Source organism: Vibrio sp. 397 (assembly GCF_033339395.1).
GTDB classification, from domain to species: Bacteria; Pseudomonadota; Gammaproteobacteria; order Enterobacterales; family Vibrionaceae; genus Vibrio; species Vibrio alginolyticus.
On sequence record NZ_JAWOUN010000008.1, the window covers coordinates 148,174 to 162,052 of the forward strand.

Below are 13,879 nucleotides of genomic sequence, written 5' to 3' on the forward strand. Positions count from 1 at the left end.
CAGCACAGTGAGTGATATACCAATTTTCTCAAGTTTCAAATTTTGTCTCCAACAACTAACGCCGCATTAAGATGTGAGCGACGCTTGGCTATACTTGAGCGAAGCGAAACCGCCAAGCGTTGCGAATCACTCTTAAATGCTTTGTTATGTTTATTGTATTACAATTGGAATATTTACATTGGTAAGTAAGTCTACAAACCTTTGTTCAACTCCAGTCATAAAAAAGTAGTCATCCTTAACATTCGCACCCGCAAGTAAGACACTGCCCGAATAAAACTGCTATTCACTAATTCCCCACTCTAAATCTGCCTTAAAGCACATGAGGCCTCGTCACATTGCTCTTGAAATAATAGGAATGGAGTCTCGATTAAAAGCATAATGTTCCGATGTTTCACTAAACCTGCAAATCTTATGACTAAAGAAGAATACTTCCTTGGTAAAGCTACCGAGAGAGTAGTCAACAACGTCAGTTTTAAACTGCTTTTGTTGCTTAGAGCTACTTCCATCATGTGACATGTTTAGTTGAACTGAGAAGTTATCACACCCTAAATGTAAGAGCTCATCGAGAATCAATATACTCGCTTTAAAAGTAAGCTCGCTATCTTCTATTGCGATATCCATAGCTCTCCTTAAAAACATAACGCCGCATTAAGTGGTGAGCAACGCAGACCACTACACTTAAAGTATTGTGCCGTAAACACTAACGTTGAAGCAAACCAGAAATGCCGAGCGTTGGGAATCCGCCTTAAATGCTTTGTTAACTGGCACTACACGTTTTCTTGATATTTTACACACCATCACTTGGCATGTAATCATCATTACCATATTGATAATATGGAAGAATTAATGAATCTAACTCACGCCAGCACTGAACAAGATTACCAGAATATTCGGCAACAAGTACTAAAAGATGCAAATCTAATCGTTAACGAACAAGGCTCATCTCTAGTCGATTTCAGAAATATTGATTCTATAGCTCTTGCGCAAGCTAAACTATGGGAAGACAATTATGAACGACATGATGATGCATCTTGGTCGTGGAACAAAGGTTTTCGAAGCTATGCTTATCGACACCCAAAGAGACTTGACTTAGCCATCTGGTATGCAAACGCACAACTTTGCGGCCTTTCAATTGGGAAACCTTCAAACAATGGTTCAAAAATGACTCTTGATATAATTGAAGGAGCCCCTCAAAAGCATCCGTTAAAACGTCAGATCGTAAAGTTATCAATAGCTGTATTTGAAACCTATGCAGAAAGAATAGGTGCAATACAACTACGAATCATGAGACCTGTTAATAAGGATGTAATTAGCTATTATAAATCATATGGGTTCACAGCAGTAAAAGGAGCAGGAAAAAACTTTCCTGACTACCTTTGGCGCAATTTATGAGGATAAACAAGATGTCCAATAGCAGACCACCGGAAGAAACACCAGAACTTGATGAGTGGCTTTTGCAAAGAGCAAAAAAACGTTTTGCAGAACTTGAGAAAGTAGATATCCCTGAACACTTAGCTGAAGCCGTAGGCCAAGGAATAATTGCCGGCCCTGAAAATGCTGAAGACATCATGCTCGAGAAATCAATCTCTATCGACATTGAAATCGAAAAGGACGAAAGACTAAACAAATTCAAAATTGTTGAGTAAATACCTTTTGCCTTTGTTATCAAGGTAAGATGCAAAGCATGGGCTGCTGCCCATGCCTAAAGTTGGCTCGGCCAGTTAACGCTCTGTTAAGGGGTGAGCAACGCAATACCGAAGCCACCGCACTGCACCTTAATCACTAAAATCAACGCATAGTAAAAATGTCACGCGTTGCGAATCCCTCTTGAACAGTTTGTTAACTGAGCGCCTTTCAGTTTTCGCCGATCTTACAGCCACTTTAGCCAAGGCTGGTTTTCCTAATTAATGATTAGTAAAGCTAACTCAAATATGTATTTAACTAAAAGATTACCGTTTACCTTTAGTTTGAAATACGTCTCACAACACCATACTTCGGTGATGTAAGTGCGCCGAACTAATCGCGAATGCCTTATATTATTAGAAGGCTTTGTGCCGCCTTTCTCATGAGTAAACTTAAGTACCAAATTGAAATTAGTCGCATTAGCTTAATTAATGAAACCGACCAAACGCGCTAAACCTCTGAACCTCGTAACGGTATCAATGTGCTTTCATATTTTCTGCGCCAATTAACGCCTTGCTAAGGTGTGAGTAACGCAATACAAAAGCTACCGCACGGCGCCTTAATCACCATAAGCCACCGCAAAGTAAAAATGCCACGCGTTATCAATCACTCTTAAGCAATTTGTTAGTACATGCGTTACTTCTATTTGTGCGCTCCAAGATATTGAAAAGTGGCATGATATGAAAGGCTTTGAACACTGAAGTGAGACGGGCAGCTACAAAACTTAAACTCGATTGAAAAACGAAAGTTGGCTAGAAGAAAAACGCACTAAACTGCCCTACTTTCACTTGCTTCAAATTAGAAAAGGATTCGATCCTCGTACTTCGACGGCAACACCAAAGAAAGACAATTCTGACTTAGTAGAAACCTCGAAATAGAAGAAGCGCCAAAGAAATAGGGTAAGAGTTAGAAACCGTAAACGGTGAAATCAAAGCGAACACTCCTCATATAGTGCCACCGGAAAGAACGTGAAAGGCACTAACTGAAAGATGTAAGCACGAGCGCCAAAACAGATAAACACCAAAACTTATGATCTTTGATGTCAAACCCGTACTAACGCTTTGCTAAGGTGTGAGTAACGCAATACAAACGCTACCGCACAGCGCCTTAATCACCATAAGCCACCGCATAGTAAAAATGCCACGCGTTACGAATCACTCTTAAGCAATTTGTTAGTACATGTGCTACTTCTATTTGTGCGATCCAAGATATTGAAAAGTGGCATGATATGAAAGGCTTTGAACACTGAAGTGAGACGGGCAGCTACAAAACTTAAACTCGGTTAAGAGACGAAAGTTGGCGAGAAGAAAAACACACTGAACTCCCCTACTTTCACTTGCTTCAAATTAGAAAAGGATTCTTTCCTCGTACTTCAACAGCAACACCAAAGAAAGACAATGCTGACTTAGTAAAAGCCACGAAAAAGAAGAAGCACCAAAGAAATAGGCTAAGAGTTAGAAACCGTAAACGGTGAAATCAAAGCAAACACTCCGCATATAGTGCCACCGGAAAGAACGTGAAAGGCACAAACTGAAAGGTGTAAAGACGAACGCCAAAAAAGATAAACACCAAAACTTATGACCTTTGATGCTAAGTACTAACGCCGCATTAAGGTGTGAGCAACGCTACCACAAAACTAAACCATACCACCGTAAACACGAAACCAACGATGAAATGAAAAATGCCAAGCGTTGCGAATCACTCTTAAATGCTTTGTTATGCGTACTTTTCCGCGAACATCTGTTTATAGGATTTATTCTGCAATGCTGAACCTGTCAACCCAAACTTGCTGGCTAGGGCTTCAAGTTCCGACCTATAAGCAATTAGCATTGATTCATCGTCTGTCATGATAGCGAACTCAGCAAAGTCGCCAATTCCATCTAATGAGTCAACCGTGATATGAAACTTGCCAACGAAATAGATACTTCGAGTTTTGGTAGCCTTTAACGTAATTTCGTACCCCATAGTTTCAAGCATACTTTTAGCATTTTCTGCATCAGTGATATTAGTCGCTTCACATCGGTCTGCCTCAGGGCCTTTTACAATCCAAAGCTTAATACCCGAAGGCTTCATAGTACGAATACAGACACTCTTATTCTGCTGATACAATGATTTATCAGGAGTATCAAAATAACAATCGGATTCTAGATTGTCCTCAACCATTATTTCATGGGGTATATTTTTCAAAACATTCATGAAATTAGTCTTCGACTCAAGGCGGTACTTTAGCTCTACCTCATATTTACCCTGAAAATGCTCATCGCTCATCTTGGGATCCTATAACAAAATGCGAATTTTACCATAAGAGTGAGTAGCTAATCATGATCGTACGCATAACGCCGCGTTAAGTAGTGAGCAACGCAGACCACCGACCTAAAACATTGTGCCGTAAACACTAAAGCCGATTAAAACCAAAAATGCCACGCGTTGCGAATCTGCCTTAAACGCTTTGTTATACGTTTATATTTCTGATGATCTTATTGCAAGCACTAACAACATCGGAACGATAAAACTTCATCGTTTCAACTAGCTCTTTATCAGCTTTTACGAGAAACTCCTCTGAGCAATTCAAACGAACATGATTAAGTGGTAAATGGTCCGTCTCCGATGCTATGAGACCAAATACGTGGTAATCAGTGTTCCAGCATTGCCCATACATTTCGTTTCCAATACGCGATAATGCAATTATGTTTTCTATATAATTATCATCTGTTTCGAGTAGGTTCTTTGCTAGTTTAATCGCTTCTTCAGACATTTTCTTGCCTCCGATCTTCCCAAAACGTATAACGCCCTGTTAAGGGGTGAGCTACGCAATACAAAAGCCGCCGCATACCACCTTAAACACTAAAACCAACGCATAGTGAAAATGCCACGCGTTGCGAATCCCTCTTGAACAGTTTGTTATGTGCGTGCTTAAACTGAACACCTTTGCTCACAGAACAGCTAATCAATATAGGAAGCGACCGCAACCGCACCAAAATAGAGTTCAAGTGCGAAATAAAAAAGTACACTTTTGGAGACTTTCTTGTTTAAAAGCACTTTAACCATAAGAACCGTGACAATGATGTATACGATGGCAACTAACATTCTATCCCGACATGTAGCTTGAGCCCTGACCGTGGCTACCCAACCTACGACACTTAGTAACCCGAACAATCAAGATGCTGGAAATGCAAAAAAGATATACAAGACTGCACCAAATACCGAGCCAGCCATGAACAAACCCAGCTTAAGTGCTGTACTTTTATCCGATTCCTTTTTGGACATAGTAATTCCTTTTACTAATTTAAAATGACTTGCATGCACATTTAAATGTCACGAACACCAAAGCACATAACGCCCTGTTAAGGGGTGAGCAACGCAATACCAAAGCCGCCGCATACCACCTTAATCACTAAAACCAACGCATAGTAAAAATGCCACGCGTTGCGAATCCCTCTTGAACAGTTTGTTATAGCTCACTAGCCTGTTGCGCCATCATAACTTTAAGTTCCTTTGCTTTATTGTCGAAAGCTTCTTGAGTCTTTATTAATTCATCAAGTTTTTGGCGCTTAAAACTCCTGTTTTCACGACAATAATCTAGTACATCATCGCGCAATTTGATCAAGTTTCCGAAGTCATCAAACAACTCAGGGAAGTGTAGCTGCAAAATGGTTTGTAGCTTCTGAAAGTCACCTTTTTCCTGAAGTCGATTTTCAGTAGATAACTTCATTGCATTTTCCGCAGTGTTTGCGCCTTTATAAACGGGAATAAAAACCAAGCACATACCCTGCAAATCAATTTCCCACTTTTGAAAAAGTAGATGTAGCTCTTCTAATTTTGTTCGCTTAAATTCGATTTTTTTCAGCTCTAGTGTATTTTTGTGCTCAAGCTTTGATCTTTGGTGATTAACAAAACTTGTAACTATCACGCCTAGTAGAGTACCAAGAACCCCCAAACTAGCTGTAATTAAAGGAGTGTAATTTAACACCGTTGACTGTACCTCTGATTCCACGATTATCTCCTGAGCTATAACGCTCTGTTAAGGGGTGAGCAACGCAATACTGAAGCCGCCGCATACCACCTTAAACACTAAAACCAACGCATAGTGAAAATGCCACGCGTTGCGAATCCCTCTTGAACAGTTTGTTAACTGAGCGCCTTTCAGTTTTCGGCGATCTTTCAGCCACTTTCGCCAAAGCTCGTTTTGCTAATTAATGATTAGCAAAGCTAACTCAAATATGTATTTAACCAAAAAATTACCGTTTATCTTTAGTTTGAAATGCGTCTCACAACACCATACTTCGGCGATGTAAGTGCGCCGAACTAATCGCGAATGCCTTATATTATTAGAAGGCTTTGTGCCGCCTTTCACATCAGTAAACTTAAGCATCAAACTGAAATTAGTCGCATTAGCTCAGCTAAGGGAACCGACCGAACACGATAAATCTCTGAACCTAGAAGCTGTATCATTGTGCTTTCGTATTTTCTGCGCCAGTTAACGCCGCATTAAGGTGTGAGCAACGCTAACACGAAACCCAACGATGGAATGAAAAATGCCATGCGTTGGGAATCACTCTTAAATGCTTTGTTATAAATATTTAGTCAATGCCATCTTTCAACTCTGCAGCAATAGCTTTTACTTGTGCTTCTTTACCAGGTGGAGTTGCTGGACTTTCTATGGAAGAGTCATGAAATCGGACTATTCCATCTTCATCCTCATCATATGCTCCAGTAGAAAAAGCTTCTTGTTGAGCCGCTATGTTGCTCTTTGCCATTTCTATTGAAGATGCTCTATCGTTCCCTTGCATCACATACCTTGCGGCATCTCTCGCAATCTCTTCACGTAAAGCTTCTTTGTGTTCTTCTTCAGCTACTTCTACGTAGTAATTCGAACCAATACCCATAATTTTACCTCATCACTTTATTAATATTTATAACGCGCAGTTAAGGTGTGAGAGACGCACATGCACCCTAACCTAAAATAAACTCTGATAAATCCGTGCCTATTTGGGCACTAAAACCCCAATGCGTATCGAATCGCCTTGAACGTCTTGTTATTCCGCAACTAAAGTCGGCTATGTTTACGCCTAATCTTTTGATATGACGAGAAATTTTCGGCATGCAGGCAAAAATCGAAGCCGAAGTATTTGGCAGCTCACTACCTTAAATCGCTTTAGCGTCACTCTTTAATTGCTGCGCCATATTAAGGTGCGCTTAAAGCGCTTTAAGGCTAGCATGGAAATGACCAATATTCGCCCTTTTCGCCGCTTTTCCACCCTATTACCCCGCCACTTTCACTCTTAGGCTACAATCACGTACATTCAGCCTGAGAGATCCGTTGCGGAAATAACGCCCAATTAAGGGGTGAGTAACGCAACACCAATGCTACCGCAAACCACCTTAATCACTAAAATTAACGCATAGTAAAAATGCCACGCGTTACGAATCCCTCTTGAATTGTTTGTTAGCACGCTGCCCTTAAAGCCTTTGGTACACGCCAAGATATTGAAATATAGCACGATATTTGTGGCTTGAAACTCTGAAGCTAAACCAACGACTACCAAACTAAAAGCTAACTTCAAGATGCAAGGTGGATAGAAGAAAAATATGCCAATGCGCCCTATTTCACCGCTTTCAAATTAGCAAAGGATACGGACTTTGGACTTGAACCGCAGCTTCAAACAAACCTAGCTTTGACGAAAACATCTCAGCGCTAAAGAAACCACACCAGCGAAATAACCCAAAAGTTAGAAACCGTAAACGATGAACTCAAAACGAAAACTAAGCATCTAGTGCCACCGGAGCGAACGTGAAAGGCACATTTGATCACGTGTAAAACAGGAAAAACAAACCAATAAACACCAAGACTTTTGACCTCTGATGCCAACCCTGTGCTAACGCCTTGTTAAGGGGTGAAGCACGCAACACCGACGCTACCGCATACCACCTTAATCACTAAAACCAACGCATAGTAAAAATGCCACGCGTGCTGAATCCCTCTTGAACAATTTGTTATACGCGTTCTATCGGTTGTACTTAACCTTGTTCAATACTTCTTTTAGTTCATGCGTTTTCTCAAGGTTTACACCGTGAATATTGGCTAAAGCACAAACATAATACAAGACGTCATATAACTCTTCTGCGATTGAACCTTTAAGTTCATCTAGCGTTGGTTGCCCACTTTTACCTTTGCGAATAGATTCCGATAATTCGCCAACTTCTTCGATTAGTTTTAAAAAATAGTGTTCAGATTGCTCTGGCGCATAATCGAATTCTTTTATATGACTTTGTAACTCAGATAACTTCATAACGTCCTTTGTGTATCATTTCCCATAAAGCGTATAACGCCCTGTTAAGGTGTGAGCAACGCAATACAAAAGCCTCCGCATACCACATTAACCACTAAACACAACGCATAGTAAAAATGCCACGCGTTGCGAATCACTCTTAAACAGTTTGTTATACGAATTTAGAACGGAATATCCTCATCAAACATAGATGACTGTTCAAAGTCCTTATTTTGGCGCTGGCTTCGAAGCTGTTGACGTAGATTTGTTAACGGCCTTGACTTCACTTCAAAAAAGTCTTCTGTGTCATCATTATCCAAGTTTTGTACTTGATGTTGCAGAGATTCAATACTTTCAACGATTCTATCTAATTTCAGAGTTAGTAACTTAGTTTCTTTCTCTTGTGTGGATAAATTCGAACTAGGCAACTCAGCGGCATTTGATAACTCTAGTAACCTTACGAGTGAGTTAACTTCTGAGGTGTTATCTCTATTTGCATATGTCTCCTTCAACATGCTAGAGAGTTTCGATATCGCAGTTTTTACCTCACGATGCTTCATATTAGCATTGTAATCGCAATATCTAAGGCCACTGATATCAAAAGGAGCATCAGTATTAGTATCTTTTAGAATTACAGTCGGCATATCAAATGCCTGCCTCATGCCAAGCTCATAAAAAACATTAGGGTTTTTAGCACTAATATCACAAATAGCAATTGGAAGTTTTATTACTTTTCTCAGGATATCCAGTTGGATGAGATTAGATCCTTTAGTTTCATCTGCTCTCACGGGTATCATGCCCGCTAAACTGACTGCAGGTTTAATGATATCTTCATAAACTAATTGAAAATGGTCTTTATCGTAACCTTGCTGATCTGAGATCGGCATGATTACAAAACACTCTATTTTTTCACCATCTAACGCTTTATCCATTTAGTATCCTTATTAATTCGTATAACGCCGCATTAAGGTGCGAACAGCGCTAAACACCCAACCTAAACCACTGCACCTTAAACACTTAAGCCAAGTTTAAACTGAAATCGCCAAGCGTTGTGAGTCACTCTTAAATGCTTTGTTAGGCGCTTCACGCAAATAGTTAAAACTGGATTTAAAAAACACCTTTTGGAAAAAGAAATACACGTAACACACTGAATTTGATTAAAACCCAAAGGCTAAAGCGGCAAAGTCTCTGAAACCCACTGCAACCTAAACACCAAAGAAATTGGCTTTTCAGCGCATAAAAATGGAATTTGGAAAGGTTAACTTTCAGTGCCAAATTTCAGCCAATAAACCCGTTTCGACAACAGAGACTCTTGAAACGATTTGAGCCAAAAAAACTAACAACAAACCGACTACAAAGCGGAATGAGGCAACCCGCAAACTTTGACATGTTTTACGGGTTGAGTGATTCAAGAACTTGAGAAGATAAAGCCAAATTGCCGAAAAACTAAAACAAATGGCCAAAGAGAAATTAGAAAAATGAGCCAAGAAATTTCTTACTGCGCCTAACGCCTTGTTAAGGGGTGAGCGACGCAATACTGAAGCTCCCGCACACCACCTTAATCACTAAAACCAACGCATAGTAAAAATGCCACGCGTTGCGAATCCCTCTTGAACAATTTGTTATGTGTCTGGCCAGAGCTCTTCGATGACTTTTCGAGCATCAACTAAAGAAGCGCCAGTTTCCTCTCGATAAAGTCGCAGCGCTTTTAGCTTGTTGCCTGATTTGACAGCATCTAACACCTGGGCTGGTACACCGAAGTGTTTATCTAATGACAAATCAGAACGTTCAAGTAAGAAGTCTATCTTACGTTCCAACAGTTTATGCTTGTATTTCATCGCAGATATCTCTCTGTGACCGATGAATATCAACAACACAACAAATACTATTAAAACTGACCACTCCACAATATCTCTCCTTAGATATTAATCATCCTGATCGGTGATTTTTCCGCGTTGACACATAACGCCCTGTTAAGGGGTGAGCAACGCAATACCGATGTTGCCGCATACCACCTTAAACACTAAAACCAACGCATAGTAAAAATGCCACGCGTTGCGAATCCCTCTTGAACAGTTTGTTATGTTGAATTTTATGTCACCATTAGATAAATCCATGCGCTCTCACCGACCAGCAAAAGCGCATAAGGAATAAACTGTATTGCAAACCTTAAACGTATGTATATAGGAAAATACCACGGATTATTGTAGTAATTACTCATATGGTTTTTCGTGTACAGATAATCAAGCGAAGAATGGTTTTCGTGCTTTTGCAATACGTCATCATACTCTTTTGCTAGAGCTTCATACTCTTCGGGAGTTGCCCCCTCATTGATACTTTTATGGACTCGAATTGCGAGAGCATTCAGAGTCATACCACATTGGTGTATACGATCTGCTCGAACTGCAAAGTTTGCCAAGCTAAGGAGAGCGGAGAATACTAAGATGAGAATCGCCAGTACGACTTGTATAAAATTAGTGTAGTTTGACGAAAAACTTGATTCCAAACCAAATGTATCAACCAAGGGAATAAAGATAAGCCCCATTGAAAAGAATGTGATAGTCCATAGTGAAGCGTTGTTATGCAGTTGCAATCGATCATGCGCATAAAAGCGACTACATGCAGTCTTTCGTATCCTATCGTAAAGTTCTTCTATATGATTTTGTTTTTGCACGATACTTCCTATTCAACATAACGCCCTGTTAAGGTGTGAGCAACGCAATACCGAAGCTTCTGCATACCACCTTAAACACAAAACGCAACGCATAGTAAAAATGCCACGCGTTGCGAATCACTCTTAAACAGATTGTTAGTTTATTAAATTGCCACAAACTCTGATGGAATGTATTGATAACCTTGCATTTGGTTGTAAGTTCCTAATGAATCGTTGACAACAAAACTTTGATTCATAAAGTAGTCATTCTTTACAGTTTGTCTAACTTCATTTGCAAACAAGTTGAGAGCATGGACAAGGTTACTATGGATATTAAACAGTTGCTTCCTCCACCTTTCACATTCATCATATTTTTGATCGTAGTCATGCTGTTGTAACAATTCTCTCTTCCAGCGTCTATCTATTTGCCACCACTCACCATTGTCAATTAAATACGCGTTATTTGAATTAGTAAAATGTTCAACTAGTCTTTCGACTCGATTACATAACTCAGCTATTGACGAATCTAATAAAGGATATTTACCTGGAAATGAAGTTCTAAAAACTAAAGCAGTAAATTCACTGAAGCTATCGATTAAAGAATCTTCGATACTATTAGCGATTAAGTTGTCACTAATTCTCATCCAGTCTGTTAAATGTAATTTCTTTGTAACGCTATCTACTAGAAACATGTAAAACTCATCATGAGGCTGAACATCAGATCTACTTTCGCCAACTATTTGAGATATTTGATCACTCGAAAGAGAGAATAAAATTCTTTCTAAGTCGCTAGCTCCCCAAATTTCAACATTTGATAAATTATTCTCAGCTTTAATTTCATTAATTGCACTAGTGATATGTGGCGAAACACCTAAAAATTTGTCATTAACAACAAACACAAACTCTTTTACTGGGCAGATACCATCCCAAAAGGATTTTAACTTTAGAAAATCCGCTTTCATTTTGTTTATTGCATTTTCAGTATTTGCTGGCAGAGCATCTGGTGCATACGATTGATAGTATCTCCCGCTGACAGAGCTCCAACCATCATTTCCCCTATCACCAATATTTCCATGTGCTTTTACGGGTTTAAAATTGACATCGGCATACGACATGATTTTGACAAATAAATCTTCGTATTTCTGTCCTGTCGACTCATGAACAATAAGCCTAAATTTTGTTCTCATAACTTTCCTTTAATAAACTAACGCCTTGTTAAGGTGTGAGGCACGCAATACCGAAGCTTCCGCATTCCACCTTAACCACTAAAACCAACGCATAGTAAAAATGCCACGCGTGCCGAATCACTCTTGAACAATTTGTTATGCGTATGGTTTAACGCCTAAACGCTTTATCACTTCATGACTGTGCATTACACGAGAGATTGCACTCTCGGTGAGCCACCAATTATCCCTCCGAGTACTTCGATCGTTTACAAAGTAACTGTGAAGTTCCAAATATTGAGGTAAAGCATTTTTGAATAAGTACTTTGCCCGCTTTATGTGGAAAGCCGCTGTCAGTATTGCCACCGACCTTTTCGCGATTTCACTCTCTACGATAATCTCTGAAGAATATTGTGCATTCTCTACTGTATTTTTTGCATGTCGTTCTAAGATAATATCCGAATCTGGCACACCATTATCCAATGCATACTCTTTCATCGACTCAAACTCGGGCTTTTGATCTATTGCTAAGTTGCCGCCTGACAACAGTAGCTTGGAGACTTTTTTCTCCTTGTACAGTCGTACAGCAGTTGGCATCTTATATTGAGTTGCTTTGTAACTACCCAACACAACAAGCACTTCTGCATGTTGGAACTCATCTTGGTGTGTCGGGAAGACTACCTGAGTAATACTCTCGATTTCTCTTTTGTTCAATCCTAATCCCTTACACGATTGAGTGAATACGCATAACGCCGCGTTAAGTAGTGAGCAACGCGACCACCGAACCTAAACTATTGTGCCGTAATCACTAAAATCAAAGCAAACCGAAAATGCCGAGCGTTGCGAATCTGTCTTAAACGCTTTGTTATGCATATTTAGTGTTACTCAGTACTTTCTTCAACTTGCTCCAGTATATATTCCAATTCAATTTCAACCTCATGCCACAAGCGAATTGCTAAATAGAACACCATGACCACAAACTGCTCTTTGACTGAAAGAAGCGAGTACTTTTTACCTAAACCGGGCGGTCGATCAGGATTGTTGGAAATAACCTCTTGAATAAGAGCCTGATCTTCAGAAGTAAAGCTTTTATAAAAGTTATTAACTTCCGACTTTGACAGCTGCATGTCTGCTCGGTGGGCAAACTTATTACGAATATTGGTAACTGAGACAAGTGGCTTGTATATTTCCTCGTCCAAGCCAAATGCAACAGCAAGTTTGAGCTTATTTGAGAAATCTATTTGCATCTTCTCAATGTAGTCAGGATTAGTCGCAACTAGCGATACAAAACGATCTATATCTTGCTCCAAAGCCATGTGAGCTCTGATAACAGCCCCTAGTTCATCTTCATTAAGTAAAACCGACATTAACTTTTGGTGCATCAAAACTCCTATATGCATAACGCCCTGTTAAGGGGTGAGCAACGCAATACCAATGCCGCCGCATACCACCTTAATCACTAAAATCAACGCATAGTAAAAATGCCACGCGTTGCGAATCCCTCTTGAACAGTTTGTTAGCTATTTTTTTCCAACGCCTCTCGGAGCTTAGCTATCGTATGTTGACTGTAGACTTTAATTCCATTGCGCTCTAACAATGCAGTAGCTACCCCTGAGCCATCGATTTTGATCCCGTTGAATGTACCGTCATAAATTTTTGAACTGCCACAGGAAGGGCTGCCTTCAGCGAGTATCGCGTACTTTATTTGTTGTTTTTTGCAAAGCTCCAAAGCGTTCTCTGCCCCGCTTACAAATTGTTCAGTAACATCAATACCATCATTTCCAACAACGTTTGCCAAACCATCAAGCACATCAACACCTTTACCAGTAATGATTTCGGCAGGTGCTCTAGGAATAGGTAAACCTGCTGAGACTTCGGGGCAAAAGGTCACTAGTTCTGCGTTTGACTTGAGCCATAGCAACTCAGGCTCTTTGACTGATAAACAGCTCGCATTGTATCTAACGTTGTTTCCAACCAGACATGAACTAACGAGAACTTTTACCACTGGAACTCCTTTATATACTAGAAATAGCTAACGCCGCATTAAGGTGTGAGTAGCGCTTGGCTATACTTGAGCGAAGCGAAACTGCCAAGCGTTGCGAATCACTCTT

15 protein-coding genes are annotated in these 13,879 nt (G+C 40.0%); 2 read left to right on the forward strand and 13 right to left on the reverse strand.

The genetic code is table 11. The features are described 5' to 3' along the window. Window positions 1–330: 330 nt before the first annotated feature. Complete coding sequence (locus tag R7P36_RS14610) at window positions 331–621, reverse strand: hypothetical protein (RefSeq protein ID WP_213899551.1); 291 nt, start codon at window positions 619–621, stop codon at window positions 331–333. A gap of 225 nt (window positions 622–846) precedes the next feature. On the opposite strand from R7P36_RS14610, the gene R7P36_RS14615 reads away from it, so the two are divergent. Together R7P36_RS14615 and R7P36_RS14620 are read left to right on the forward strand one after the other, a co-directional pair. Then, entirely contained in the window at window positions 847–1,392 is a 546-nt protein-coding gene (locus R7P36_RS14615) for a hypothetical protein (protein ID WP_213899552.1), read from the forward strand. Window positions 1,393–1,403: 11 nt separating this feature from the next. Continuing rightward, window positions 1,404–1,646: a hypothetical protein gene (locus R7P36_RS14620; protein WP_213899553.1), complete on the forward strand. Its 243-nt coding sequence runs from the start codon at window positions 1,404–1,406 to the stop codon at window positions 1,644–1,646. 1,753 nt (window positions 1,647–3,399) lie between these two features. Here the strand turns inward: R7P36_RS14620 and cyaB are convergent. From cyaB to R7P36_RS14695, 12 genes are all read right to left on the reverse strand, one after another. Beyond that, the gene (cyaB, locus tag R7P36_RS14625; RefSeq protein WP_054579705.1) at window positions 3,400–3,951 is read right to left on the reverse strand and encodes a class IV adenylate cyclase; all 552 of its coding nucleotides are present in this window, start codon (window positions 3,949–3,951) and stop codon (window positions 3,400–3,402) included. A 184-nt stretch (window positions 3,952–4,135) separates the two neighbouring features. After that, window positions 4,136–4,438, reverse strand: a complete 303-nt coding sequence (locus R7P36_RS14630) for a hypothetical protein (RefSeq protein WP_054730763.1) — start codon at window positions 4,436–4,438, stop codon at window positions 4,136–4,138. A gap of 696 nt (window positions 4,439–5,134) precedes the next feature. Continuing rightward, window positions 5,135–5,677, reverse strand: coding sequence for a hypothetical protein (locus R7P36_RS14640; protein WP_217807601.1), 543 nt, complete (start codon window positions 5,675–5,677; stop codon window positions 5,135–5,137). Between the two features lie 586 nt (window positions 5,678–6,263). Further along, window positions 6,264–6,569, reverse strand: a complete 306-nt coding sequence (locus R7P36_RS14650; RefSeq protein ID WP_077284338.1) for a hypothetical protein — start codon at window positions 6,567–6,569, stop codon at window positions 6,264–6,266. A gap of 1,119 nt (window positions 6,570–7,688) precedes the next feature. After that, entirely contained in the window at window positions 7,689–7,973 is a 285-nt protein-coding gene (locus tag R7P36_RS14655; protein WP_017448465.1) for a MazG nucleotide pyrophosphohydrolase domain-containing protein, read from the reverse strand. A 161-nt stretch (window positions 7,974–8,134) separates the two neighbouring features. Beyond that, window positions 8,135–8,884, reverse strand: coding sequence for a hypothetical protein (locus R7P36_RS14660; RefSeq protein WP_052505703.1), 750 nt, complete (start codon window positions 8,882–8,884; stop codon window positions 8,135–8,137). 690 nt (window positions 8,885–9,574) lie between these two features. Then, window positions 9,575–9,859, reverse strand: a complete 285-nt coding sequence (locus tag R7P36_RS14665; RefSeq protein WP_105068930.1) for a hypothetical protein — start codon at window positions 9,857–9,859, stop codon at window positions 9,575–9,577. A gap of 185 nt (window positions 9,860–10,044) precedes the next feature. Beyond that, a complete protein-coding gene (locus R7P36_RS14675; RefSeq protein WP_086369199.1) occupies window positions 10,045–10,626 on the reverse strand; it encodes an SLATT domain-containing protein in 582 nt (193 codons plus the stop codon). A gap of 143 nt (window positions 10,627–10,769) precedes the next feature. Further along, window positions 10,770–11,792 carry a hypothetical protein gene (locus tag R7P36_RS14680; protein ID WP_318122192.1) on the reverse strand — a complete coding sequence of 341 codons (1,023 nt, stop codon included), beginning with the start codon at window positions 11,790–11,792 and terminating at the stop codon, window positions 10,770–10,772. A gap of 135 nt (window positions 11,793–11,927) precedes the next feature. Continuing rightward, window positions 11,928–12,482 carry a YdcF family protein gene (locus R7P36_RS14685; RefSeq protein WP_318122193.1) on the reverse strand — a complete coding sequence of 185 codons (555 nt, stop codon included), beginning with the start codon at window positions 12,480–12,482 and terminating at the stop codon, window positions 11,928–11,930. Window positions 12,483–12,649: 167 nt separating this feature from the next. Further along, the gene (locus R7P36_RS14690; RefSeq protein WP_318122195.1) at window positions 12,650–13,150 is read right to left on the reverse strand and encodes a hypothetical protein; all 501 of its coding nucleotides are present in this window, start codon (window positions 13,148–13,150) and stop codon (window positions 12,650–12,652) included. A gap of 134 nt (window positions 13,151–13,284) precedes the next feature. Then, window positions 13,285–13,773, reverse strand: a complete 489-nt coding sequence (locus R7P36_RS14695; RefSeq protein ID WP_041061900.1) for a DUF523 domain-containing protein — start codon at window positions 13,771–13,773, stop codon at window positions 13,285–13,287. Between the last annotated feature and the right edge of the window lie 106 nt (window positions 13,774–13,879).

Excerpts from the sequence above, each read along its gene's own strand:
- R7P36_RS14610 (WP_213899551.1), bottom strand. The coding sequence starts at position 621 with ATGGATATCGCAATAGAAGATAGCGAGCTTACTTTTAAAGCGAGTATA.
- R7P36_RS14615 (WP_213899552.1), top strand. The coding sequence starts at position 847 with ATGAATCTAACTCACGCCAGCACTGAACAAGATTACCAGAATATTCGG.
- R7P36_RS14620 (WP_213899553.1), top strand. The coding sequence starts at position 1,404 with ATGTCCAATAGCAGACCACCGGAAGAAACACCAGAACTTGATGAGTGG.
- cyaB (WP_054579705.1), bottom strand. The coding sequence starts at position 3,951 with ATGAGCGATGAGCATTTTCAGGGTAAATATGAGGTAGAGCTAAAGTAC.
- R7P36_RS14630 (WP_054730763.1), bottom strand. The coding sequence starts at position 4,438 with ATGTCTGAAGAAGCGATTAAACTAGCAAAGAACCTACTCGAAACAGAT.
- R7P36_RS14650 (WP_077284338.1), bottom strand. The coding sequence starts at position 6,569 with ATGGGTATTGGTTCGAATTACTACGTAGAAGTAGCTGAAGAAGAACAC.
- R7P36_RS14655 (WP_017448465.1), bottom strand. The coding sequence starts at position 7,973 with ATGAAGTTATCTGAGTTACAAAGTCATATAAAAGAATTCGATTATGCG.
- R7P36_RS14660 (WP_052505703.1), bottom strand. The coding sequence starts at position 8,884 with ATGGATAAAGCGTTAGATGGTGAAAAAATAGAGTGTTTTGTAATCATG.
- R7P36_RS14680 (WP_318122192.1), bottom strand. The coding sequence starts at position 11,792 with ATGAGAACAAAATTTAGGCTTATTGTTCATGAGTCGACAGGACAGAAA.
- R7P36_RS14690 (WP_318122195.1), bottom strand. The coding sequence starts at position 13,150 with ATGCACCAAAAGTTAATGTCGGTTTTACTTAATGAAGATGAACTAGGG.